Annotated in this window: 17 protein-coding genes; 12 read left to right on the top strand and 5 right to left on the bottom strand. The window is 68.4% G+C overall.

Features of this window, described 5'->3' with window-relative positions; genetic code table 11:
• Positions 1-33: 33 nt before the first annotated feature.
• A complete protein-coding gene (gene nirB / locus CJ197_RS02755; RefSeq protein ID WP_102235213.1) occupies positions 34-2,703 on the bottom strand; it encodes a nitrite reductase large subunit NirB in 2,670 nt (889 codons plus the stop codon).
• Positions 2,704-3,088: 385 nt separating this feature from the next.
• On the opposite strand from nirB, the gene CJ197_RS02760 reads away from it, so the two are divergent.
• The 10 genes from CJ197_RS02760 to CJ197_RS02805 all read left to right on the top strand — a co-directional run bounded on the left by CJ197_RS02760 (position 3,089) and on the right by CJ197_RS02805 (position 15,965).
• Positions 3,089-4,846, top strand: a complete 1,758-nt coding sequence (locus CJ197_RS02760) for an acetolactate synthase large subunit (RefSeq protein ID WP_102235214.1) — start codon at positions 3,089-3,091, stop codon at positions 4,844-4,846.
• A gap of 70 nt (positions 4,847-4,916) precedes the next feature.
• Positions 4,917-5,432 (top strand): acetolactate synthase small subunit, encoded by a 516-nt coding sequence (ilvN, locus tag CJ197_RS02765; RefSeq protein ID WP_102235280.1) that lies wholly within the window; start codon positions 4,917-4,919, stop codon positions 5,430-5,432.
• 94 nt (positions 5,433-5,526) lie between these two features.
• The gene (gene ilvC / locus CJ197_RS02770) at positions 5,527-6,558 is read left to right on the top strand and encodes a ketol-acid reductoisomerase (protein WP_102235215.1); all 1,032 of its coding nucleotides are present in this window, start codon (positions 5,527-5,529) and stop codon (positions 6,556-6,558) included.
• Positions 6,559-6,700: 142 nt separating this feature from the next.
• Complete coding sequence (locus tag CJ197_RS02775; protein WP_102235216.1) at positions 6,701-8,017, top strand: hypothetical protein; 1,317 nt, start codon at positions 6,701-6,703, stop codon at positions 8,015-8,017.
• Positions 8,018-8,113: 96 nt separating this feature from the next.
• On the top strand, positions 8,114-9,718 hold the full coding sequence (gene serA / locus CJ197_RS02780; protein WP_102235217.1) for a phosphoglycerate dehydrogenase: 1,605 nt from the start codon (positions 8,114-8,116) through the stop codon (positions 9,716-9,718).
• A gap of 41 nt (positions 9,719-9,759) precedes the next feature.
• Complete coding sequence (locus CJ197_RS02785) at positions 9,760-10,839, top strand: 3-isopropylmalate dehydrogenase (protein ID WP_102235218.1); 1,080 nt, start codon at positions 9,760-9,762, stop codon at positions 10,837-10,839.
• A gap of 63 nt (positions 10,840-10,902) precedes the next feature.
• On the top strand, positions 10,903-11,994 hold the full coding sequence (locus CJ197_RS02790) for a branched-chain amino acid aminotransferase (protein WP_102235219.1): 1,092 nt from the start codon (positions 10,903-10,905) through the stop codon (positions 11,992-11,994).
• Between the two features lie 16 nt (positions 11,995-12,010).
• Positions 12,011-13,660: a citramalate synthase gene (gene cimA / locus CJ197_RS02795; protein WP_102235281.1), complete on the top strand. Its 1,650-nt coding sequence runs from the start codon at positions 12,011-12,013 to the stop codon at positions 13,658-13,660.
• A 179-nt stretch (positions 13,661-13,839) separates the two neighbouring features.
• Positions 13,840-14,874, top strand: coding sequence for a serine protease (locus CJ197_RS02800; RefSeq protein WP_233190611.1), 1,035 nt, complete (start codon positions 13,840-13,842; stop codon positions 14,872-14,874).
• A 110-nt stretch (positions 14,875-14,984) separates the two neighbouring features.
• Complete coding sequence (locus CJ197_RS02805; RefSeq protein ID WP_102235220.1) at positions 14,985-15,965, top strand: amidohydrolase; 981 nt, start codon at positions 14,985-14,987, stop codon at positions 15,963-15,965.
• Between the two features lie 16 nt (positions 15,966-15,981).
• Here CJ197_RS02805 and CJ197_RS02810 read toward each other — a convergent pair whose 3' ends face one another.
• Positions 15,982-18,540 carry an RNA helicase gene (locus CJ197_RS02810; RefSeq protein WP_102235221.1) on the bottom strand — a complete coding sequence of 853 codons (2,559 nt, stop codon included), beginning with the start codon at positions 18,538-18,540 and terminating at the stop codon, positions 15,982-15,984.
• Positions 18,541-18,686: 146 nt separating this feature from the next.
• Between CJ197_RS02810 and CJ197_RS02815 the strand changes: the two genes are divergently transcribed.
• A complete protein-coding gene (locus tag CJ197_RS02815) occupies positions 18,687-19,007 on the top strand; it encodes a DUF4333 domain-containing protein (protein WP_102235222.1) in 321 nt (106 codons plus the stop codon).
• Between the two features lie 533 nt (positions 19,008-19,540).
• Here the strand turns inward: CJ197_RS02815 and CJ197_RS02825 are convergent.
• A complete protein-coding gene (locus tag CJ197_RS02825; protein ID WP_158239349.1) occupies positions 19,541-20,032 on the bottom strand; it encodes a PH domain-containing protein in 492 nt (163 codons plus the stop codon).
• A 243-nt stretch (positions 20,033-20,275) separates the two neighbouring features.
• Here CJ197_RS02825 and CJ197_RS02830 point away from each other — a divergent pair, with 243 nt between their 5' ends.
• On the top strand, positions 20,276-21,229 hold the full coding sequence (locus CJ197_RS02830; RefSeq protein WP_102235225.1) for a WXG100 family type VII secretion target: 954 nt from the start codon (positions 20,276-20,278) through the stop codon (positions 21,227-21,229).
• 43 nt (positions 21,230-21,272) lie between these two features.
• Here CJ197_RS02830 and CJ197_RS02835 read toward each other — a convergent pair whose 3' ends face one another.
• Together CJ197_RS02835 and CJ197_RS02840 are read right to left on the bottom strand one after the other, a co-directional pair.
• Positions 21,273-22,148, bottom strand: coding sequence for a hypothetical protein (locus tag CJ197_RS02835; RefSeq protein WP_102235226.1), 876 nt, complete (start codon positions 22,146-22,148; stop codon positions 21,273-21,275).
• Between the two features lie 47 nt (positions 22,149-22,195).
• Positions 22,196-23,110: a 3-methyladenine DNA glycosylase gene (locus CJ197_RS02840; RefSeq protein ID WP_102235283.1), complete on the bottom strand. Its 915-nt coding sequence runs from the start codon at positions 23,108-23,110 to the stop codon at positions 22,196-22,198.
• Positions 23,111-23,250: the final 140 nt, after the last annotated feature.

Below are 23,250 nucleotides of genomic sequence, written 5' to 3' on the forward strand. Positions count from 1 at the left end.
CAGGTCTCCTTCAGTCCGTCGCTCGCGCGCCGCTCAGATGTCCAGCTCGGCCTCGGCCGTGCCGGGATGGGCCATGGCGTGCTCGCGGGCCGCGAGCGGGGTGGGGTAGGTGTCCGTCTCGCCCTCCATCGCCGGGCGGGCCTGGCCACGCTCGATGACGTACCGCAGATTCGGATCCGACTTCTCGGGGGCGTTGACGAAGGAGACGAACTTCGCGCGGCGCTCCGGGTCGTTCACGGCCTCCGCCCACTCATCGACATAGGAGTCCACGTGACGCTGCATGGCCTCCTCGAGCTGCTCTCCGATCCCGAGCGAATCGTCCACGATCACGCGGCGCAGCTCCTCGATGCCGCCCTCGTACTCCTCGACCCAGCGGGCGGTGCGCTGCAGCTTGTCGGCCTCCCGCACGTACAGCATGAGGAAGCGGTCGATGCAGCGCACCAGGCGCTCGTCGTCCAGATCCTCCACCAGCAGTTTGCCGTGCGCGGGGTTCATGCCGCCGTTGCCGCCCACGTACAGGTTCCAGCCCTTCGTGGTGGCGATGACACCGACGTCCTTGGCCTGCGCCTCCGCGCACTCGCGGGCGCAGCCGGAGACGGAGATCTTCAGCTTGTGCGGGGAGCGCAGACCCCGGTAGCGCTTCTCGAGCGCGACGGCGAGGGTGGTGGAGTCCTGCACGCCGAAGCGGCACCAATTGGTGCCCAGGCACGCCTTGACCATGCGCAGCGACTTGCCGTATGCGTGGCCGGACTGGAATCCAGCGGCGACCAGACGCTCCCAGATCTCCGGCAGCTGCTCGAGGCGCGCGCCGAACATGCCGATGCGCTGGGCGCCGTTGAGCTTGACGTACAGCCCGTAGTCCTTGGCCACCTGGGCGATGACCATGAGGCCCTCGGGGGTGACCTCACCGGCGGGCATCGCGGGGATCACCGAGTAGGTGCCGTCCTTCTGGATGTTCGCCATCACGAAGTCGTTGGTGTCCTGGATGGCGCCCAGCTGGCGGCCGACGGGGTTGTGGCGCCGGCCCGTGATCGCGCCCAGGGTGGACAGGATCGAGGCGACCACGGGGCGGCACACCGCGCAGCCGCGCCCGCCGTTGCCGTGGGCGGCGATGACATCGCTGAAGGTGTCCTCGCCGCCGGCCTCGACGAGCTTGAACAGCTCGGCGCGGGAGTGGTCGAAGTGCTCGCACAGGGCGTGGGAGACCTCGATGCCGGACTTCGCCAGCTCCTGGTTCAGCAGCTTCGTCAGGGTGGGCACGCAGGAGCCGCACACGGTGCCGGCCGTGGTGCATTCCTTGATCGCGCCCAGGGTGTGGCAGCCCTGCTCGGTGACGGCCCGTCGCACAGTGCCGGCGTCCACGTTGTTGCACGAGCACACGGTCGCGTCGTCCGGCAGCTCCGCCCCAGCCATCGCGTCACCGCCGCCGTCGGGGGCGATCACGGCCGATGGGTCAGCGCCGAGCTTGCGCCCCACGAGTGGGCGCAGCTGGGAGAACAGCTCGATGTCGCCGACGAATACACCGCCCAGCAGCACCTGGGCGTCATCGCTCATGACGAGCTTGCGGTACATGCGGTGCACGGGGTCCACGAAGGAGACCTCGAGCGCGCCGGGGGAGAGGGCGTTGACGTCACCGAAGGCGGCGGCGTCCACGCCCACGCCCTTGAGCTTGGTGCCGTCGTCCTTGCGCTGGTGGGTGCGCTTGCGGCCCAGCAGCGTCTCGACGACGACGTCGGCCATGTCATTGCCGGGGGCGATGAGGCCTGCGCACACGCCGTCGAAGGAGGCGCATTCGCCGATCGCCCAGATGGCGGGATCGGAGGTCTGGCAGGTCTCGCCGACGACGACACCGCCGCGCTCGCCGATGGCCAGGCCCGCCTCACGGGCGACCTTGTCGCGCGGGCGGATGCCGGTGGAGAACACGACCACGTCGGCGTCCAGCTGCGAGTCATCGGACAGGTGCGCGGCGCCCAGCGCCCCATCGGCCGCGGGGGTGAAGGCGGTCGCGCCCACGCCGGTGCGCACGTGGATGCCGAGGTCCTCGATGAGCAGACGCAGCATCTCGCCGCCGCCCTGGTCCAGCTGCACGGCCATGACGCGGTCGGCGAACTCCACGACGGTGGTGTCCACGTCCATGCCCTTGAGCGCTGCGGCGGCCTCGAGCCCGAGCACCCCGCCGCCGACGACCACGCCCTTCAGCGGGCGACCGACGATCTCGCCGCGGGAGGTGACCCAGGCGGCGAGGTCCTCGACATCCTGCACGGTGCGGTAGTCGAAGATGCCCTCGAGCTCCTTGCCCTCCGCCCGCGGCGACCACGCCCAGGAACCGGTGGCGAGCACCAGGTGGTCGTACTCGTGCACCGTGCCCGAGGCGGTGGTGACCTTCTGGCCGTCACGGTCGATGCTCTCGGCCGCGTCCCCGGTGACCAGGGTGATCCGCGCATCGTCCCAGACGGTGGGGTCCAGGGCCAGCAGATCAGCGTTGCGTGAGCCGAACCAGTTCGACAGGTGTACGCGGTCGTAGGGGCGCTGCGGCTCCTCGCCGATCACAGTGAGCGTCCAGGTGCCCTCCGGATCCATCGACTGCAGCCGTGCGGCGAAGCGGTGCCCGGTCATGCCGCCGCCGATGACGAGCAGGCGCGCCCCGTCCAGCGGGCGATGCTCGGAGGTGGGGGCGAGGGGGGAGTGGCCAGGGGTGCTCATGGGCGGTCTACCTCTCGACGAGCCGTGTGACGTCGTGTATACGGTACGCAGAGAGCCTGCGAGGTGCCAGGACCTCTGTCCGGACCAGGCCGACCATCATCGTGGCGAGGCCTGCCGTCATCGTGGCGAGCTTCGTGACGAAACGGCATCTCGCCATGCGGACGGCTGGATCGTGGGGGATCGGCTGACCTAGAGTGACCGCATGCACACGATGATTCTTGTACTCCCCGAGCGCGGCTGACGCCCGTTCGTCGAGACGAGACGTCGCCGCGCCCCTCCCCGAGTCCCTGGTGGAGGGGCTTTTCCATGTCCCGGACGGGGTGCGGCGCAAGGCGCGACAATCCCGGGCCCACCGCCCATCGACCGAGACGACCCAGGAGCATCGATGACCTCAGAGCAGATGACCGGCGCCAAGGCGTTGGTCGAATCCCTCGAGCACGCCGGGGCCGAGGTCGTCTTCGGCCTCCCCGGCGGTGCGATCCTGCCCACCTATGACCCGCTGCTGGACGCGAAGAAGCTGCGCCACGTGCTGGTGCGCCATGAGCAGGGCGCCGGCCACGCCGCAAGCGGCTACGCGCACGCCACCGGCAAGGTGGGCGTGTGCCTGGCCACCTCCGGCCCGGGCGCCACGAACCTCATCACCCCCATCGCGGATGCGCAGATGGACTCCATCCCGCTGGTGGCGATCACCGGACAGGTGGGCTCCTCCTTCATCGGCACCGACGCCTTCCAGGAAGCGGACATCGTGGGCATGACCATGCCCGTGACCAAGCACAACTTCCTGGTCAAGGACGCCGACGAGATCCCGCGAGTGATCAAGCAGGCCTTCCATATCGCCTCGACCGGTCGGCCCGGCGCGGTGCTCGTGGACGTCACCAAGGACGCCCAGCAGGCCATGACGAACTTCTCCTGGCCGGAGGGCATGGATCTGCCCGGCTACCGGCCAGATCCCCGCCCCCATGGCAAGCAGATCCGCGAAGCGGCCTCCCTGCTGCTGCAGGCCAAGCGGCCCGTGTTCCTTCTGGGCGGCGGCGTGATCCGCGGCAATGCCACCGAGGTGGTGCGCGAGCTCGTGGACCTCTCCGGCGCCCCGTTCGTCACCACGCTCATGGCCCGTGGCGCCCTGCCGGACTCTCACCCGCAGCACCTGGGGATGCCGGGGATGCACGGCACCGTCTCGGCGGTCTCCGCCCTGCAGCGCGCGGATCTCATCATCGCCATCGGCGCCCGTTTCGATGACCGCGTGACCGGGCGCTTGGACTCCTTCGCCCCGCATGCGACCGTCGTCCACGCCGATATCGACGCCGCCGAGATCTCCAAGAACGTCGCCGCGGACGTCCCGATCGTCGGTCAGGCGGCCGATGTCGCCCGCGCTCTGGCCGCGGAACTGCGCGCCCGCCTGGAGGACTCTGACCCGCGGGACTATGAGGCCTGGTGGGGGACGCTGTCGATGCTGCGCGACACCTACCCGCTGGGCTGGACCGAGACTGCTGATGGCTTCACCGCCCCGCAGAAGGTCATCTCCCGGCTCTCGGAGATCTCCGGGCCGGAGTCGGTGTACGTGGCCGGGGTGGGGCAGCACCAGATGTGGTCCAGCCAGTTCGTGCGCTATGAGCACCCGCGCACCTGGATCAACTCCGGGGGTCTGGGCACCATGGGCTACTCGGTCCCCGCGGCGATGGGCGCCAAGGTGGGGCAGCCCGAGAGGACCGTGTGGGCGATCGACGGCGACGGCTGCTTCCAGATGACCAACCAGGAGCTCGCGACCTGCGTCATCAATGACATCCCGATCAAGGTGGCGCTGATCAACAACTCTTCGCTGGGCATGGTGCGCCAGTGGCAGAACCTGTTCTACGACCAGCGCTACTCGCACACCGAGCTGAACACCGGCCACAACTCGCGGCGCGTGCCCGATTTCGTGAAGCTCGCCGAGGCCTACGGCTGCGCGGGGTTGCGCTGCGAGCAGGAAGAGGACATCGACGCCACCATCGAGCGGGCGATGGAGATCAACGACCGGCCCGTGGTCGTGGACTTCCAGGTCAGCGCCGACGCCATGGTGTGGCCCATGGTGCCGGCCGGGGTCTCCAATGACGAGATCCAGATCGCGCAGGGCATGAGCCCCGAGTGGGAGAGGGAGATCTGAGATGAGCATCCATGGCAACGCCCCGAGCACTTCGACGAGCACGCGTGCCTCCTCCACGACGGACACCGTCATGCGGCCCGGCAGTCAGACGCTGTCGGTGCTGGTGGAGAACAAGCCTGGCGCCCTCACGCGCGTCACCGGCCTGTTCTCCCGGCGCGGCTACAACATCTCCTCGCTGGCCGTCGGTCCCACCGAGCATCCGGAGATCTCCCGCATCACCGTGGTGGTCGATGTGGATCAGCACCGGCTCGAGCAGATCACCAAGCAGCTGAACAAGCTTGTGAACGTGCTGAAGATCGTGCAGTTCGATCCGCGCACCACGGTGCAGCGCGAGCTGATCCTCATCAAGGTCACGGCCGACAACTCGACCCGTACCTCGGTGCTGGAGATCGTGCAGATGTTCCGCGCCAAGGTGGTCGATGCCGCCGCGGACGCGGTGACCATCGAGGCCACCGGCACCCAGGACAAGCTCACCGCCCTGCTGGGCATGCTCGAGGAGTTCGGCATCCGGGAAATCGTGAAGTCCGGTGAGGTGGCCATCGGCCGCGGTGCCCGGGCCATGACCGACCGTGCCCTGCTGCACTGACCCGCGCGATCACATCGCGAGATCCCCTCTCAGACCGTAAGACGATGGGCGGTAGGATCGATCCGTCGCCCCCACACCATCGAAGGAGCACTCCGTGGCAGAGATCTTTTACGACGACGACGCCGACCTCTCGATCATCCAGTCCAAAAAGGTTGCGATCATCGGCTTCGGCTCGCAGGGCCACGCCCACGCGCTGAACCTGCGCGACAGCGGCGTCGAGGTCCGGGTGGGCCTGCGTGAGGGCTCGAAGTCCACGCAGAAGGCCCAGGATGAGGGCCTGACCGTCGGCACCGTCGCCGAGGTCTCCCAGTGGGCGGATCTCATCATGATCCTCACCCCCGACCAGGACCAGCGGAAGGTCTTCGCCGAGTCGATCAAGCCGCACCTGAGTGAGGGCAAGGCGCTCGCCTTCGCCCACGGCTTCAACATCCGCTTCGGCTACATCGAAGCCCCCGACGGCGTGGACGTGCTGCTCATCGCCCCCAAGGCTCCCGGCCACACCGTGCGCCGCGAGTTCGTGGCCGGCCGCGGCATCCCGGACATCGTCGCCGTGGAGCAGGACGCCTCCGGCAGTGCCTGGGACCTGGCCCTGTCCTACGCCAAGGGCATCGGCGGCACCCGCGCCGCGGTCATCAAGACGACCTTCACCGAGGAGACCGAGACCGACCTCTTCGGCGAGCAGGCGGTGCTGTGCGGCGGCATGAGCCACCTGGTGCAGGCCGGCTTCGAGACCCTCACCGCCGCCGGCTACCAGCCGGAGATCGCCTACTTCGAGGTCCTCCACGAGATGAAGCTCATCGTGGACCTCATGGTCGAGGGCGGCATCTCCAAGCAGCGCTGGTCCATCTCCGACACCGCGGAGTTCGGCGACTACGTCTCTGGTCCCCGCGTGATCGACGACCACGTGAAGCAGTCCATGCAGGGCATCCTCGCCGACATCCAGGACGGCACCTTCGCAAAGCGCTTCATCGAGGACCAGGACGCCGGGCGCACCGAGTTCACGCAGCTGCGCGAGCAGGAGGCCGGGCACGAGATCGAGAAGGTCGGCAAGGGCCTGCGCGCCATGTTCTCCTGGAGCGCCGAGCAGCTGGACTCCGATTACACCGAGGGCAGCGCCGCACGCTGAGCGCAGCGCTCTCGCGCACGCCGCAGGGTGCGCGCCCCAGACCGGATGGACGGCGGGTCCCCACCAGGGCCCGCCGTCCTCTATCGTGCTCGGGTGGTTCCAGCGTGGAGCCGACAGCACACGGGGATGGGGGAGACGCCGCATGATGCGCAGCGCACGAGACACCGCACGCACGATGACCACGCGCCGCACCGCCCTGGCGGGTCTGGGGACGCTCGGCGTGGTGAGCGCCGCAAGCGCCTGCTCGCTGCTACCGGGCCTCGGCGGGGAGAAGGACCCCGTGCCGTCCGGTGGGGGGAAGGACCAGCCCGAGCCCAGCGACGGCGGCGAGGAAACGACGCCGGCGGATCCGTTCGTGGACTGGGCGACGATCGCGGACCTCGAGAGCGTCGAGGTGGACCTCGTTGCCGCGGATGAGCGATACGGCACGACGACGGGGACCCTTGAGCGCAAGGACCGCTTCGGCAGCTGGACGAGCCTCGGCTTCCCCGAGGACAGCCCGATGCGCACCGACACGCCGCGGGCGGTGGATCCCGCGGCGCTCGAGGTCGATGATGAGAAGACCCTGAACGGCTTTTCCTCGAACGCCCTGCGGACCAATGCCGTGGTCCTGCTGGATACCCCTCTGCTGTTCGAGGCGGACAACGGGCGGTACGAGGAGGTCGCCCCCGCGGTGCTCGAGCCCCTGGGCCTCGCCGACGTGGTGGACCCGGCCAACTTCCACCAGCTCTTCGAGAATTCGCCGGTCTCCGCCTCCCCGGATCCCGAGCAGGGGCTCCCCGAGCTGTTCGGCATCGAGCCGGCACCGTACGACCCGGAGGCGGTGCGCATGCATGTGCTCTCCCACGGCATGGTGGTCGACCGTAACTCCCCCCAGTTCGAGGGGAACCGCTATATCTCCACGGTGCTCGGAGCCACCCCGGTCACCCTGGATGGGGAGGAGCGGATCCTCTACCGCACGAGCACGTTCATGGCCGGGATCGATGATCCCGGCAGCATGCTTTACCTCGGCATCGGCATCGGGTACACCGTGGGGCCGGTCCTCGAGGATCCGCTGGTGCTCCCGGTGCTGGCGGCGAGCGAGGTGCCCTCCGACTGGGTCGAGCACACCAAGGATCAGCTGACCATGCGTTTGCCTGCAGACCTGGGGGATCCGGAGGATGTCGAGGTCACCCTGCACTTCGGCGGGAAGGGCGCCTCGAACTTCGTCATGCATCACCGGATCGGAGCGACCTCGCCCTATCCACTCTCAGACGGTACGCATGCTGTGCGCGGTGAGGTCGACGGTGCGGAGCTGGCGGTCGTCGCCGCGCAAACTATGCACGATGGCTCTACCGGCCTGTGGTTCACGATCCATGGCCCCGAGGACACCTACTGGCTGCGCATCACCGATCTCACCGAGGACGAGGCGGCGACCCTCGCTCCGCAGATTCTCGGCGGCTTGCGTCTTACATCGTGATCCAAGTGCCCGCATGGCGGACGCGGCGATAGTCTGAGCGCGGCCATGGCGGCAGGCGGACCGCCTGCTGCCACCCCTGATCTGAAAGGCGCCCCTATGACTCCCGTCGTGCTGCTCGCCGAGGAGCTCTCGCCCGCCACCCTCGAAGCCCTCGGCGAGGGAGTCGAGATCCGCCACGTGGACGGCACCGACCGGCCCGCCCTGCTGGCGGCCGCCGCCCAGGCCGACGCTCTCCTCATTCGCTCCGCCACCCAGGTGGATGCTGAGCTGCTCGCCGCGGCCCCGTCCCTCAAGGTCGTCGCCCGCGCCGGCGTGGGCCTCGACAATGTGGACGTCCCCGCCGCGACCGCTGCCGGGGTCATGGTCATCAACGCCCCCACCTCCAACATCACCTCCGCTGCTGAGCTCGCGATCGCCCTGATCCTCGCCTCCCTGCGGAACCTGGGCCGCGCCGATGCCTCCGTCAAGGCCGGCAAGTGGGAGCGCAAGCAGCTCACCGGCGTGGAACTGCTGGGCAAGACCGTCGGCATCGTGGGCTTCGGCCGCATTGGCCAGCTGGTCGCCGAGCGTCTCGCTCCCTTCGGCGTGCAGCTGCTCGCCCACGACCCCTACGTCAACCACACTCGCGCCGCCGAGCTCGGCGCCCGCGTGGTGGAGCTCGACGAGCTCATGCGCAGCGCCGACGTCATCACCGTCCATATGCCGAAGACCCCTGAGACCACCGGGATGATCGGCGCTGAGCAGCTGGCGCTCGCCAAGCCCGGCCTGCACCTGGTCAATGCCGCCCGCGGCGGGCTCATCGATGAACAGGCCCTCTACGACGCGCTGTCGACCGGCCGGATCGCCGGGGCGGCCCTGGATGTGTATTCGAGCGAGCCCCCCAGCCAGAGCCCCACTGCCGCACAGCTGCTGGAGCTGCCGAACCTCACCCTCACCCCGCATCTGGGTGCCTCCACCGCCGAGGCACAGGAGAAAGCCGGTGTGGCCGTGGCCCGCTCGGTGCGGCTGGCGCTCGCCGGAGAGCTCGTGCCCGATGCCGTGAACGTCGCCGGTGGGGCGATCGATGACCTGGTGCGCCCCGGCGTGGCGCTCGCCGACCGGCTCGGCCAGCTGTTCACCGCCCTCGCCGGTGAGGCCCCCGAGCTGCTGGACATCGAGGTGCGCGGCGAGATCGCAAGCCGGGACGTGACCGCCCTGAAGCTCTCCGCCCTGCGCGGCATGTTCCGCTCCGTGGTCACCGAACAGGTCAGCTACGTCAACGCCCCGGTCCTCGCCGAAGAGCGCGGCATCACCGTGCAGCTCGTGACCGACGAGACCGCCGAACGCTTCCGGAATGTGGTGGGGTTGCGCGGCACCCTGCGCAACGGAGAGGTCATCCACGTGGCCGGCACCCTCTCCGGGGTCGATCAGGCCCAGAAGATCGTGCAGATCGGCGAGCACGCCATGGACGTGCCGCTCAGCGACCATCTGCTGCTGATCCGCTACGACGACGGCCCCGGCCTGATCGGCCGCTACGGCGCGCTGCTGGGCGAGGCCGATGTCAACATCGCTGGCATGCAGGTCTCCCGCGCCGGCGACCACGTCGGCTCCGAGGCGCTCGTGGTGCTGAACCTCGACTCGAGCGTCGAGCGCGAGGTCGCCGAGCAGATCGGTGCGGAGATCGGCGCCCACTCCATCCACGCTGTCGATCTCGTCTACTGACCACACCTGCTGCGAGACCACCCCTGCTGCGAAGGACACCCATGACTGCCCCCACCTCACAGAACCCCACCTCGACCCTGCGCCTGGCCGTCATCGCCGGTGACGGCATCGGCCAGGAGGTCGTCCCACAGGGACTGCGTGCCCTGCGCGCGGCCCTCGAGCCCGTCGGCGTGCAGGTCGAGACCACCGAGGTGGACCTCGGCGCCGGCCGCTGGCACCGCACCGGGGAGACCCTCACGGATCAGGACATGGCCCAGCTGGCTGAGCACGATGCGATCCTGCTGGGAGCCGTGGGCGATCCCGGGGTGCCCTCCGGGGTGCTCGAGCGCGGCCTGCTGCTCAAGCTGCGCTTCGGCTTCGAGCACTACGTGAACCTGCGGCCCACTGTGTTGAGCGCCGGGGTGCCCTCCCCGCTCGCCGAGCCCGGTGAGGTGGATTTCCTCGTGGTGCGGGAAGGGACCGAGGGGCCGTACGTCGGCAACGGCGGCACCCTGCGCGAGGGCACCGACCTCGAGGTCGCCACCGAGGTCTCTCTGAACACCGCCGTGGGCGTGGAGCGCGTGGTGCGCTACGCCTTCGAGCAGGCCCAGCGCCGTCGCGGTCACCTCACCCTCGTGCACAAGCACAATGTGCTGGTCCACGCCGGTCGCCTGTGGCAGCGGATCGTCGACCGCGTCGCCGAGGAGCACCCGGAGGTCACCGTGGACTACGCCCACGTGGATGCGGCGACGATCTACATGGTCACCGACCCCTCCCGTTTCGACGTCATCGTCACCGACAACCTCTTCGGCGATATCCTCACCGACCTCGCCGCGGCGATCGGCGGTGGCATCGGCCTGGCTGCGAGCGGGAACATCAACCCCACCGGTGACTTCCCCTCGATGTTCGAGCCCGTCCACGGCTCGGCCCCGGACATCGCCGGACAGGACCTCGCCGACCCCACCGCGACCGTGCTGTCCGTGGCGCTCATGCTCGACCACCTGGGGCACGTCGAACCGGCTGCCGCCGTTCGGGCCGCCGTCGCGAACGACCTCGCCGCCCGCGGCACCGACCCCGAGCTCGCCTCCCGCGGAACCCGCGCGATCGGCGATGCCCTGGTCCAGGCCATCACCGCGCGCTGAGCGACGGATCCGCGCCGGATCTGCGAGACAATGACCCCACCCCCACGCAGCGAGGAGACCACTGTGAGCACGCTCGACTTCACCCCCACCTCCACCACCCGTCGCATCGCCGACGACGAGCGTGCCCGCATCCTCGCCGCCCCCGGCTTCGGCACCCACTTCACGGACTTCATGGCCCACGCCCGGTGGACGAAGGAGGGCGGCTGGGCCGATGCCGCCCTCGTGCCCTTCGGTCCGATCCAGCTGTCCCCGGCCGCAGCCGTCCTCCACTACGGGCAGGAGGTCTTCGAGGGCCTCAAGGCCTTCCGCCACGCCGACGGGTCCGTGTGGACCTTCCGCCCGGGGGCCAACGCCGAGCGGATGCGGCGCTCCGCCCGCCGCCTGGCCCTGCCCGAGCTGCCCACCGAGGCGTTCGTCGCCTCCCTGCGCGCTGTCGTGCAGGCCGATGAGCCCTGGGTGCCGGAGGCCACGAGCGAGGAGTCGCTGTACCTGCGGCCCTTCATGATCGCCAGCGAGGAGTTCCTCGGGGTGCGCGCCTCCCACTGCGTGGACTATTACGTCATCGCATCCCCGGCCGGCCCCTACTTCCCGCGCGGTGTGCAGCCGCTGGTGGTGTGGATCACCGACGAGTACGCGCGCGCGGGCGCTGGCGGTACGGGTGCCGCCAAGTGCGGCGGCAACTATGCCTCCTCCCTGCTGGGCAAGGTGGAGGCTAGCGAGCAGGGGGCCGATGAGGTCCTGTTCCTGGACTCCGAGACCCACACCGCGATCGATGAGCTCTCCGGCATGAACGTCTTCGCCCTGACCGATGACGGCCGCCTGCTGACGCCGCGGCTGACCGGCTCGATCCTCGAGGGCGTCACCCGCGCCTCGATCCTGCGCCTGGCCGCTGAGCGCGGCCTCGAGGTCGCCGAAGAGCGCCTGATCATGTCCGATGTGCTGGACCGCATCGCCGCCGGGACGATCACCGAGATGTTCGCCTGCGGCACCGCCGCGGTCATCAACCCCATCGGCGAGTTCCGCTCCCGCGACGGCTCCTGGACCATCGGCGACGGTGGCTCCGGGGAGATGACTCTCGCCCTGCGGCAGGAGCTCACCGACATCCAGTACGGCCGCATCCCGGATCGGCATGGCTGGCTGACCCAGCTGGTGTGAGGCCGCGATGACCAGCATGCCCACGTCCGTCACGCCCACGCCCGTCGCTCCCCGCGAGGGCTTCCACCTGTACGACACCACCTTGCGCGATGGCTCCCAGCAGGAGGGCCTCACGCTCTCGGTCGCCGACAAGCTCGCCGTCGCACGCCTGCTCGATGAGCTGGGCGTGACCTATATCGAAGGCGGCTGGCCCGGGGCGATCCCGCGGGACACCGAATTCTTCGCCCGCGCCGCCGCCGGGGAACTCGAGCTCGCCCACGCCCGGCTCGCCGCCTTCGGCGCAACCCGCAAAGCCGGCGTGTCCGTCACCGAGGATCCGCAGGTTGCCGCGCTGCTCGACTCCCAGGCGCCGACGGTGACGCTGGTCGCGAAGTCCGATCTGCGCCATGTCACCCAGGCCCTGCGCACCACCGGCGAGGAGAACCTCGCCATGGTCCGCGACACGGTCGCCCACCTGGTGGCCGCAGGCCGCGAGGTGTTCGTCGACGCCGAGCACTTCTTCGACGGGTACCGTCACGACGCCGACTACACCACCAGCGTGCTGCTGGCCGCCCACGAGGCGGGCGCCGCGGGCCTCGTCCTGTGCGACACCAATGGCGGGATGCTCCCGCACCAGGTCACCGAGGTCATCACCGACCTCACCGCACGCCTGACTGCCGCTGGGGCGGGGCAGGCGCGGCTCGGCGCCCACACCCACGACGACACCGGCTGCGCGGTCGCCAACGCCCTCGCCGCCGTGCACGCCGGGATCACCCACGTACAGGGCTGTGTGAACGGCTACGGGGAGCGCACCGGCAACGCGAACCTCATCACCCTGATGGCGGACCTGCAGCTCAAGATGGATCTGCCGCTCGTGCCGGAGGAGACCCTGGCCGACTCGACCCGCATCGCTCAGACGATCGGCGAGATCGTGAACCTTCCGGTGAATTCTCGCGCCCCGTACGCGGGCACGAGCGCCTTCGCCCATAAGGCCGGGCTGCACGCGAGCGCGATCCGCGTGGACCCGGACCTGTACCAGCACATCGACCCGCGGGTCGTCGGCAATGACATGCGCATGATCATCTCCGACATGGCCGGTCGCGCGTCGATCGAGCTGAAGGGCCGAGAGCTGGGCTTCGACCTGCAGGCCGAGCCGGAACTGCTCACCCGTCTGGCCGCGACCGTCAAGCAGCGCGAGGCCGTCGGCTACTCCTATGAGGCGGCCGACGCATCCTTCGAGCTGCTGCTGCTGGACGAGCTGGGCCGGGTGCCCAGCTACTCTCGCGTGGAATCCTGGCGGGCCACCAGCCAGCTGGGCCGCGACGGTCAACTGGAGACCGAGGCGACGGTGAAGCTCGTGCCTCAGGATCGTGACGGCACCGTGCTGCCGAGCGCCCGGCAGGTCGCGATCGCCGAGGGCAACGGCCCGGTGCACGCCCTGGACCTCGCCCTGCGCGGCGCGCTGCGGCAGGCCCACCCGGAGGTCGACGACTTCGAGCTGCAGGACTTCAAGGTCCGCATCCTCGACTCCCAGCACGGCACCGACGCGACCACCCGGGTGCTCGTGCGCACTGCCGGGCGCGGACTTGAGTTCCAGACCGTCGGCGTCGGCCCCAATGTCATCGAAGCGTCCTGGGAGGCGATCTACGACGCCTACACCTACGGGCTGCATAAGTCCGGAGTCTGAGCCGCCCTCGCCCTGGCACGTTCGTGCCGGTCCGAAAAGCCAGCATTGCTCCGACCTGCGGGGGAGTAGGCCTGAATTCGGCACCTCCTGCTCATGGCGTGATGTGGGACACCCCTTTTAGCGTTGCCGCACGGCCAATCGGCCGCACCATTTCCCCCATCACGGAAGGATCCCCAGCCGTGCTCAGCGACGATCACGTCACCTCTCCCACCCGCAGCCGCCTCATGGCCCGTCTCGGTCGTGCCTCGGGCGGCCTTGCCGTCGCCGCGATGCTCAGCATCGGTGGAGCGGGACTCGCCACTGCCGACGGCGGCGGTGACGACCTCGAGACCACGAGCTTCAGCCAGTCCGCGCAGGAGGACACTGAGGCGTACTGGACCCCCGAGCGGATGGAGGCTGCCATCCCCGCCGATGAGCTGGTGGCCGATGCAGCTCCGGCTGATGGTGCCGTGGAGACCTCCGCCACCACCACGATCCCGGGCGCCCAGGCCTCGCCGAAGGCTCAGGGCGGCAACGGGAAGGACCTGAAGAATGAGGATGGCTGGCCCGGCGAGGATGACCCCATCGCCACCGGCGACACCGACCACATCGGCAAGGTGTTCTTCACCGTGAACGGCCAGGACTACGTGTGCTCCGGCAACTCCGTGGCCTCCACGAACGGCAACACCGTCTCCACCGCCGGGCACTGCACCAATGAGGCCGGCACCTGGGCCAGCAACTGGGCCTTCGCCCCCGGCTACGACCATGGCGAGACCCCGCACGGCCTGTGGACCGCCACCGAGCTGTACGCCCCCCAGCAGTGGGTCTCCGGTGAGGACATGAACTACGACGTCGCCTTCGCCGTGGTCGCCCCGGAGGACGGCATGGGCACCCTGACCGAGGCTGTCGGCGCCTCCGGCATCGAGTTCAACACCCAGCGCGGTTCGCTGATCACCTCCTACGGCTACCCGGCCGGGAGCCCCTTCGACGGAGAGTCGCTCGAGCAGTGCCAGGGCACGGGCTTCGATGACACCATCGGCGACACCGATGACCAGGCGATCGACTGCGATATGACCGGCGGCTCCTCCGGCGGCCCCTGGTTCATCGGCGATGGCCCCGATGGGCTGCAGATCTCCGTGAACTCCTTCGGCTACACCATGCAGCCGAACGTCATGTACGGCCCCTACCTGGGTGATGTGGCGCAGGAGGTCTACGAGACCGCGGCCAACGCCTGATCTGCAAGGCCGTCTGATCGGGCACACCGTCTGATCAAAGCCGTCTGATCCACGACGCAGCGGCGACGGGCGTCGCTCCCTCCCGGGGGGCGGCGCCCGTCGCGTTGCCCATGGCCGAGCAGTCCGACAAGGAGTATTCGGCCGCGGGCGTGACCGTCATCGATGAGCGCACCGGTGAGGAGACTCCGGTGGCGCACTCCTGCGGCCATGACGTCCACATCGTCGCGCTGCTGGGGGCGCTCGAGGCCCTGGCCAGCTGCCGCGATGCCTGGCAAGGCACCGTGGTCGGCGTCTTCCAACCCGCCGAGGAGATCGCCGCCGGGGCCCGTGACATGGTCGAGCACGGCATCGCCGAGGCGATCCCCACCCCGGAGGTATATCTGGGACAGCATGTGCTCGGCACCATCCCCGTCGGCCATGTGGGAACCCGCCCCGGGCCCGCGCTCTCCCAGGCCTGCTCGATGCGGATCACCCTGCACGGGCGCGGATCCCACGGCGCGATGCCGGACCTCAGCGTGGATCCGATCGTGCTGGGCGCCGCGATCATCACCCGGCTGCAGTCCGTCGTGGCCCGCGAGATCGCCCCGCACGAGACGGCGGTGCTGACCGTCGGCTCCTTCCACGCCGGGACCAAGTCCAACATCATCCCCGAGACCGCCGAGCTGCAGCTGAACACCCGCGCCTACAGCGCCGAAGTCGCCGATGCGCTCACCAGCGCCATCGAGCGGATCGTGCGCGCCGAATGCGCGGCCGCCCGCTGCCCGCGCGAACCCGAGATCGACATCTTCGACGAGTACCCGCTGACCACCAACGATGAAGAGGCGACCGCCCGCGTGCGGGCCGCGTTCGAAGAGCACTTCGGCAGCGACACGGTCACCATGGACCCGGTACCCGCCTCGGAGGACTTCTCCGTCGTCCCCGATGCCCTCGGCGTGCCCTACACCTACTGGGGACTCGGCGGGTTCGCCGAGCAGCCCGCCCCCGGCAACCATTCCCCGCAGTTCGCGCCGGACCTCCAGCCCACCCTGGACCGTGGCGCCGCCGCCCTGCTCGTGGCCGCAAACGCCTGGCTGGGGGAGGAGCAACGCTAGGCGCCCGCAGCAGGGCTCAGCGATCCGCGATATCGCCCACGTGCGTGATGGCGAGTACCGGTTCACCGGCCTCATCGGTGGCCTCGAGATCAAGCTCCGCCTCGATCGCCCAGTCGCGGTGATGATCAGGATCATCGAGCACCTGACGAATCCGCCAGACCTTCGACTCCTCGGTGATCTGCAGCAGCTGCGGCGAACGGGCGGGGCCGTCGATGCCCACGTGATCGTAGGTGTCGTAATAGTCGTCCATCGCCGACGCCCAGCGGTCCCGGTCCCAGCTGGAGGCACCGTCGAGCTGCGCCAGACGCTCCTCGCGCTCGAAGGCGAAATGCTCCACACGCTGCCACATCGCCGCACGCACCATGGTGCGCAGCACCTTCGCCTGCCCGGACAGGGAGCGCACCGAGGTGGAGCGCAGCTCGGCGGCGGCATCGGGCTCCCCATCCTCCGGATGGGTGAGGGCCTCCCACTCATCCAGCAGGGAGGAGTCGATGCCGCGCACCAGCACGCCCAGCCACTCGATGAGATCCTCGAGCTCCTCGGTGCGCAGATCCTGCGGGATGGTGCGCCGCAGCGCCTGGTAGGCATCCGAGAGGTAGCGCAGCACGATCCCTTCGCTGCGCTGCAGCCCGTAGCGCTGCACGAACTCGCTGAAGGTCTGCCCGGTCTCATGCAGTTCGCGCACCACAGACTTGGGGGAGAGGTCCTCGGCCCGCACCCAGGGGCGGGTGCGGGCGTAGATCTCGAGCGCCGCCTCGAGGTCCTCTTCAAGAGGCTTGGGCCAGGTGACCTCGTCCAACAGCGCCATCCGCTCGGTGTACTCCACCCCGTCGGCCTTCAGCTCCGCGAGCAGTTCGCCCTTGGCGGCGTTCTGCTGCGCGAGCAGGATCTGTCGGGGATCCTCAAGGATCGCCTCGATGATCGAGACAGTGTCCAGGGTGAGGGATTCGGAGTCTTCATCCAGACTGTCGATCATGGCGATCGCAAAGGGGGCGAGCGGCTGGTTCATCGTGAAGTCCAGCTGCAGATCCTCCACCAGCGCCAGGCGACGCCCCAGATGGTCGAGCTCGGGCAGCACCTGCACGATCTCGGCGTCCCGCAGGCCCCGCAGGATCTCCAGGCCCCGCCGGGCGAGCGTGAACTGTTGGGTGCGGGTCTGGTGGCTGGTGAAGATCAGATGGCGCCCGGCGGCGATCGCATCCCCGGGCCGGCTGATGAGCGCGAGCACCATCGACGGGGTGATCTGCAGATGGGGCCGCAGCTGCTCGGGCGGGTTCTCGACGAGCTTGGTGAGGTTCTGCTCGGACCAGGACACTGCGCCGTCGGGCACGCGCGGCTTCGGCTCCTTCTTGCGCTTCTTAGCGTTGTTGGGGGTGCGTCCGGCCTCTTCGCGGGCCTTCTGCTTGGCCAGCTGCTTCTCGAACTCGACGGTCCACGGCGGGGCCTGCACCACCACATGGCCGATGGTGTCGAAGCCCGCCCGACCGGCGCGCCCGGCGATCTGGTGGAACTCGCGGGCGTTCAGCAGGCGTGAGCGTCGGCCGTCGAATTTCGTCAGGCCCGTCAGCAGCACCGTCCGGATCGGCACGTTGATGCCCACCCCCAGGGTGTCGGTGCCGCAGATGAGCTTCAGCAGCCCGGACTGGGCGAGCTTCTCCACCAGACGCCGGTACTTGGGCAGCATCCCGGCGTGATGCACCCCGATGCCCTCGCGCACCAGACGCGAGAGGATCTGCCCGAACCCCTTGGAGAAGCGGAAGTCCCCGATGATCTCGCGGACCTGCTCCTTCTGCTCGCGGGTGAGGATCTTGCGTCCCTGCAGGGCTTGCGCCTGCTCAAGCGCGTCCTTCTGCGTGAAGTGCACGATGTACACCGGGGCGTCGCGGCCCTCGAGAATGCCGGTGATGGTGTCCTCGAGGGCTTCGGTGGACCAGCGGAAGTCGAGCGGCACGGGGCGCGGGGCGTCGGCGATGACGCTCACCTCCCGGCCGGTGCGCTGCTCAAGATCGGTGACCAGGGAGGTGACGTCACCGAGGGTTGCGCTCATGAGCACGAACTGGCAGCGCGGCAGCTCGATCAGCGGCACCTGCCAGGCCCAGCCACGCTGCGGATCGCCGTAGTAGTGGAACTCGTCCATCACCGCCAGGCCCACATCGGAGGTGGGACCGTCACGCAGCGCATGGTTGGCGAGGATCTCCGCGGTGCACACGATGATCGGGGCGTCGTGGTTGACCGAGCTGTCCCCGGTCATCATGCCGACCTTGTCCGCGCCGAACTGGGCGACGAGGTCGAAGAACTTCTCGCTCACGAGCGCTTTGATCGGCGCGGTGTAGTAGGCACGCTCCCCACGGGCCATGGCGGCGAACAGCGCGGAGTACGCGATCGTGGTCTTGCCCGAACCGGTGGGGGTTGCGGCGATGACGTGGTCACCGGCGGCGATGGCCAGCAGCGCCTCCTCCTGATGGGGATAGAGGGTGCGGCCGATCTCCGCCTGCGCGGCGATGAACCCCTCGACGATCGCGTCCTGTCCGTCGCTCGCAGTGGCATCGGGCAAAAACGGCAGCAGATGGGGCATGGACACCAGTGTGCCAGGTGGGGTGGTGGCCGACCGCGCTCGCGAGCATCGGGAGGTGCCCCCATCGCCCCGATAGACGCGGGGGCGCCGTGAGTGATCAGGCGTGGCGTGTGACGGTCACGGTGCTCACCCACCGAGGAGGAACCATGCTTCGTCGTGTCCGACGCACCACCGCCAGTCTCGCGCTCACCGGCGTCACTGTCCTGTCCGTCGCGGGCTGCTCTCTGGGTGGTGCACCGGTTCCAGAGGAGGACGTGGAGCAGCGGATCACGGACCCGCTCACCGAGCAGGTGGGAGTCGCGCCCGATGACGTCGACTGCCCTGATGGTTTCCCGGCTGAGGAAGGCGCCGAGATGACCTGCGTGCTGAGCGCCGGCGGGGAGAGCATCGACGTCATGGTCACCGTCACGGGTGTTGAGGACGGCGAGGTCAGCTACGACGTCGAGGTCGCCGACGAGGTGAACTGACCCACCGTTGAGGCGACCTGACCGCGTGACCCGGTGGGCGGCCTGGTGCTTGATGCTGCTGAGGAAGGTCAGTGCCCCTGTAACTCCCCGGCCTGTGCGCGCCACATCGCATCACGCAGCACCGCAGCCGCGGGGGAGGAAGCAGCGCGTTCCCTGAGCTGAAGTGCAGGCTGTACGGCAGCTGCCCGCTCATCGACAACCTCCCGCGCGGTGCTGTTCCCAGGACCGCTGGCACAGCGCGGTGGCGCTTCCATGCGGCGCGCCGTCACGCCGGATGGTGACCGCCATGGTGCTGACCCGCCACATCATCACGACGATCAGCGGAATCAGAAGCAGAGGCGGAACAGCGATGATCGCGACCAGGCGCACCAGCTCCGGCCCCCGCGCCGTTCTGCTGAACTGCTGCCCATTTCCGCCCCTCGTGGTCGTTCACATCCCCGGTGCTGCGCTACTGTGCGCACACCTGTCCTGGATGTCTGCTGACGGGCTGGTCATGCAGCACCGCGCGGAGACTCTGTGCGGCGCTGCGGGACTCAGTGCTCCCGGAACTCGCCGGCGAGGAAACGGCGGTGGGCGCCGATGGCGAGTTGCGTGGGCAGAAGGGGCGCGGTGGGATCCTGTGCGGCGAGATCCCGGCCTTCTCCGCGGAGTATCTGGTACTGATCCGCCGTGACGACGGCGAGTAGCTGGCGATGATCTGTGGTCACCACGCACGTAGCGCGGCGCCAGTAGAAGTGCCCCGAGCTCTCGATGCGAGCCACCGACTCCCAAGGGATCCAGACGGTGCGGAGGAGCCCGCGAATCCTCACGCCTCTCGTCGTGATGATCAGTGCAGCTCGCGCTGCACGCAGTACATGGATGACCAGAAGCAACGTTACTGCGAGTGCCACCAGGGCCAGCACGATTGCGATGGCGACGCTGGCAGCGGAGCTGGCGGCACGAATCCACATCACGGACAGCACAGGTATCAGCACGGCAGCGAGCAGTGCGAATAGGACTGTCCCACCGATCTGCAGTGTGCGCACGGGAGTAGAGAAGCCGACGTGGTGTAGTACCCGGCCGTGCGGTGCCTCTGAAGCCATCTGGTCTGTCTCCCCGGGGAATGCTCTGTCATGCCTGGCTGGAGAAGCTTAACCGTGATCGCGCGGGCTTGGCCGGAGACCTCATATGGGGAGTACTCCCCATCGCCTGGACGGTTATCTCCATCTACTCTTCAGGTACGAAGACGGCTGCGATTGGCACGGCAGGCGAGATTGAGAGGAAGAGGCATGGCCTTCTGGGGTGCGGATACGGAGCAGCTGCAGCAGCAGGCGGAGCTCACGGGTGCGGGCGCGAAGCAGATCGAAGATCTGGCCATGCGGCTCAGTTCCACGGTCAGCACCGTTGCGTGGCTCGGCCCTGATGCCGACGATTTCCGTGCCACGTGGGAAGGTGATCTGCGCCAGAGATTACATGAGGCTGCCGAGCGACTGCGGCAGCTCCTGGAAGAGCTGCGGAAGCATGCCGAGGAGCAGGATGAAGCGAGCGAGCCGGGTGACGGCTCGATTTTGGGTACGCTCGGTGAGATCTTCAAGGACATCGTCGATTGGCTCGAAAACTATGAGCCGTTGGAGAGTGACGGCTTCTGGGGAGACCTTCTCGGCGAGAACGGCATCATCGGCCTGAACACTTGGTCCGCGATCACCTCGATCATCGATGCCTACGGCATGATTCCTGGGAATATCGGTGGCGACATCCTGAATATCATCGCAGATGCGGGATCGATGGGCATCGCCGTCTATGACGGGTTACAGGCATTCCAGGATGGAGATCTGTTTGGCGTCCTCGACGCGGGGATTACTTATGGGATCAACGCGCTGGATCTCACGATGACCGTCGTCGGCATGATCCCAACCCCGGTCACCGTCGCGATCGGACAGTTTGGCGGAATCGCAACCGGTGCGCTGGACATAGCATGGAACGCGGCAACGGTGACTGCTGCGAATTCCGGCTGGGGCGATGGTTCCCCGTCGAAGATGCTCATCGAGGCCCCCGGGCATGCTGTAGAGGCCCTGACTGGCTGGAGCGGTCTGCGTGAAGGAACCGAGACCGTGACTTCTCTGGCCGAGAGCGGATTTGAAACCGTGTCGGAGGGTATCCGCGATGCGGTGCCGATAATTGATCCGATCATCGACCTGCCGCAGCGTGGGGTTGAGGCGGTTGGAGATCTCCTGTTCGGCTGATAGGTTCAAGCGCCCTGGCCTATGGCTGGAACGATGCTTCCGCTTAGGCCACGGTGAGGAAGTCGCTCAATTGGGCGGTGATGCCTGCCCGCGAGACGCGAAGAGCTTCCAGGCTGACCTCCTCTAGAGCCTCCGGGTCCAGCGTCTCGTCGGCAGGCTGTACGGCGATATGCTCTGTGCCTGCTGTGATCACCCACATCACCTGCGTGGTCCGTGCACGACGATCCTCGGCCAAAAAGGCGATCCGACGCTCGGCATCCTGGAGGATGTCGGCAAGCGGAGAATCCGTGCGCAGCTGCTCGTACCGACCGGTTACCACCTCGGGGGTATCAGAATCCTCTGACACGGGGAGAGGAGATCCTTCTCCAGGCGTAGGGAGCTGGCCAAAGATCCACGGCGATGCGAGTTCGATGGCGGCCTCGCGCGTGCACATTGTGAAGTGATGAATGCCGTTTGCGGAGATCTGCTCGAGCATGACGGTGCCATCGCTGTCGGCGAACTGCTGTAGCGCCCCTCGCTCGGACGCATCGAGATCTGTAGCCGTGACGCGCAGCTGCGAATAACCGCGGCGGCCCAGTACGCCGGCTACCACCGGAACGGGAAGCAGATCTGACGGCTCACCCATGGGGTCACGCTCTTCAAGAGCTGCGAGCGTCGACTCCGTCGACACCTGACCACCCGCGAGCATCGCCCGCGCTGTCGAGCGCAGCAGCAGATCGTGATCCTGCTCTGACTGCGCATGCGCATCAACCCAGGGGGTAACCAGCGCAGAGTTCGGATCGCGCCCGCTGAGAACAAGAAGCTGCTCATCGGTCATGCTGAGCAGTGCGGTCGGGCCTTCATGCGCACGGGATGCCAGGGCGGCGGCTGCAGTGGCGATGCGTCCCTCGCGTGCGCGGGTGGCTGCTGTGTCGTTCACGGATCCCCCTTCATTGACGGTGCTTTCAGGATAGAGCGTGTTCAGCCCTAACCGGCGATGCTGTGTGCAGGCAGCACAGCACCCAAAACCTCCAGCAGCCGTTCCCGTAACACGTCGGCCCCCTCGGCGAGCTTCCGCTGGAGTCGCACGTACTCGGCCTTGCCCTCGGGCGTCTCGATCGGCACCACGCCGTAGCCGAGAGGGCGGACGTCGTAGGGGCTTGCCTCCATGTCCAGCACGCGGGTGGCACGTGCATGCTCGAAACAGTCCAGCACCAGCTCGGACGGCACCAGCGGCGTGAGCTTCATCGCCCACTTGTACAGGTCCATCCCCACGTGCAGGCAGGCGGGATTGTCGAGCTCCACCTGCCGCTGCCGCGTCGGCTCCAGAGAGTTCCGGGGCGCAGATGTGGGGGTGAAGAAGCGGAACGCGTCGATATGCGAGCACACCAGGCGCTCCCGCTCCACCACCGCGTCGGTCTCCGCCTGGCTGAGCCGCAGCGGCAGGTCCTCATGCCGCTGCTGGCCAGGCTGCAGCCCATGCACCATCGCCCACTCGTGCAGGCCGAAGCAGCCGAACTCGGGGCGGCGCCGAGTCAGCGCCGAGGAGCGCAGCAGCCGATGCATGAACCTCAGTGCATCGGCGCGCTCGGTGAGATATCGCTGCACGTCCGCGCGGCGCAGCCCCTCAGTGTCCACGTACCAGGAACGCCGCCCATGGTCGTCAACGTCGGTGATCGCGGGGCGACCGTGCGCATCGTCATCGGCCGATACCGGATAGGCGACATCCCACCCCGGATGCCAGCGGCGCAAGCGCGCAGGGGAGAAGGGGTAGTAGGTGAACAGGAAGTCCTCGACCGGATGCTTCTCGCCCCGCAGACGGCGCGCCCGGTGCGCGGCGGTCAGCGCATCGGCTCGCTGTTCGTGAGCGCGTCGCGCGGCCTGTGCCTCTGGCACCGTCATCAGCAACGGGTCACTCACCGCCTCCACCTTCCTGCCGGGCGGGTCCGTCGACCCGCTGCCGCATTACCTTAGGGCAGCTTCCTCCTGCACCCGTCAGGGCGACAGTGCACGGGGTGGTGCGACCCGCAGATCGCACCACC

Source organism: Brachybacterium sp. UMB0905, from assembly GCF_002871795.1.
Taxonomy (GTDB): domain Bacteria; phylum Actinomycetota; class Actinomycetes; order Actinomycetales; family Dermabacteraceae; genus Brachybacterium.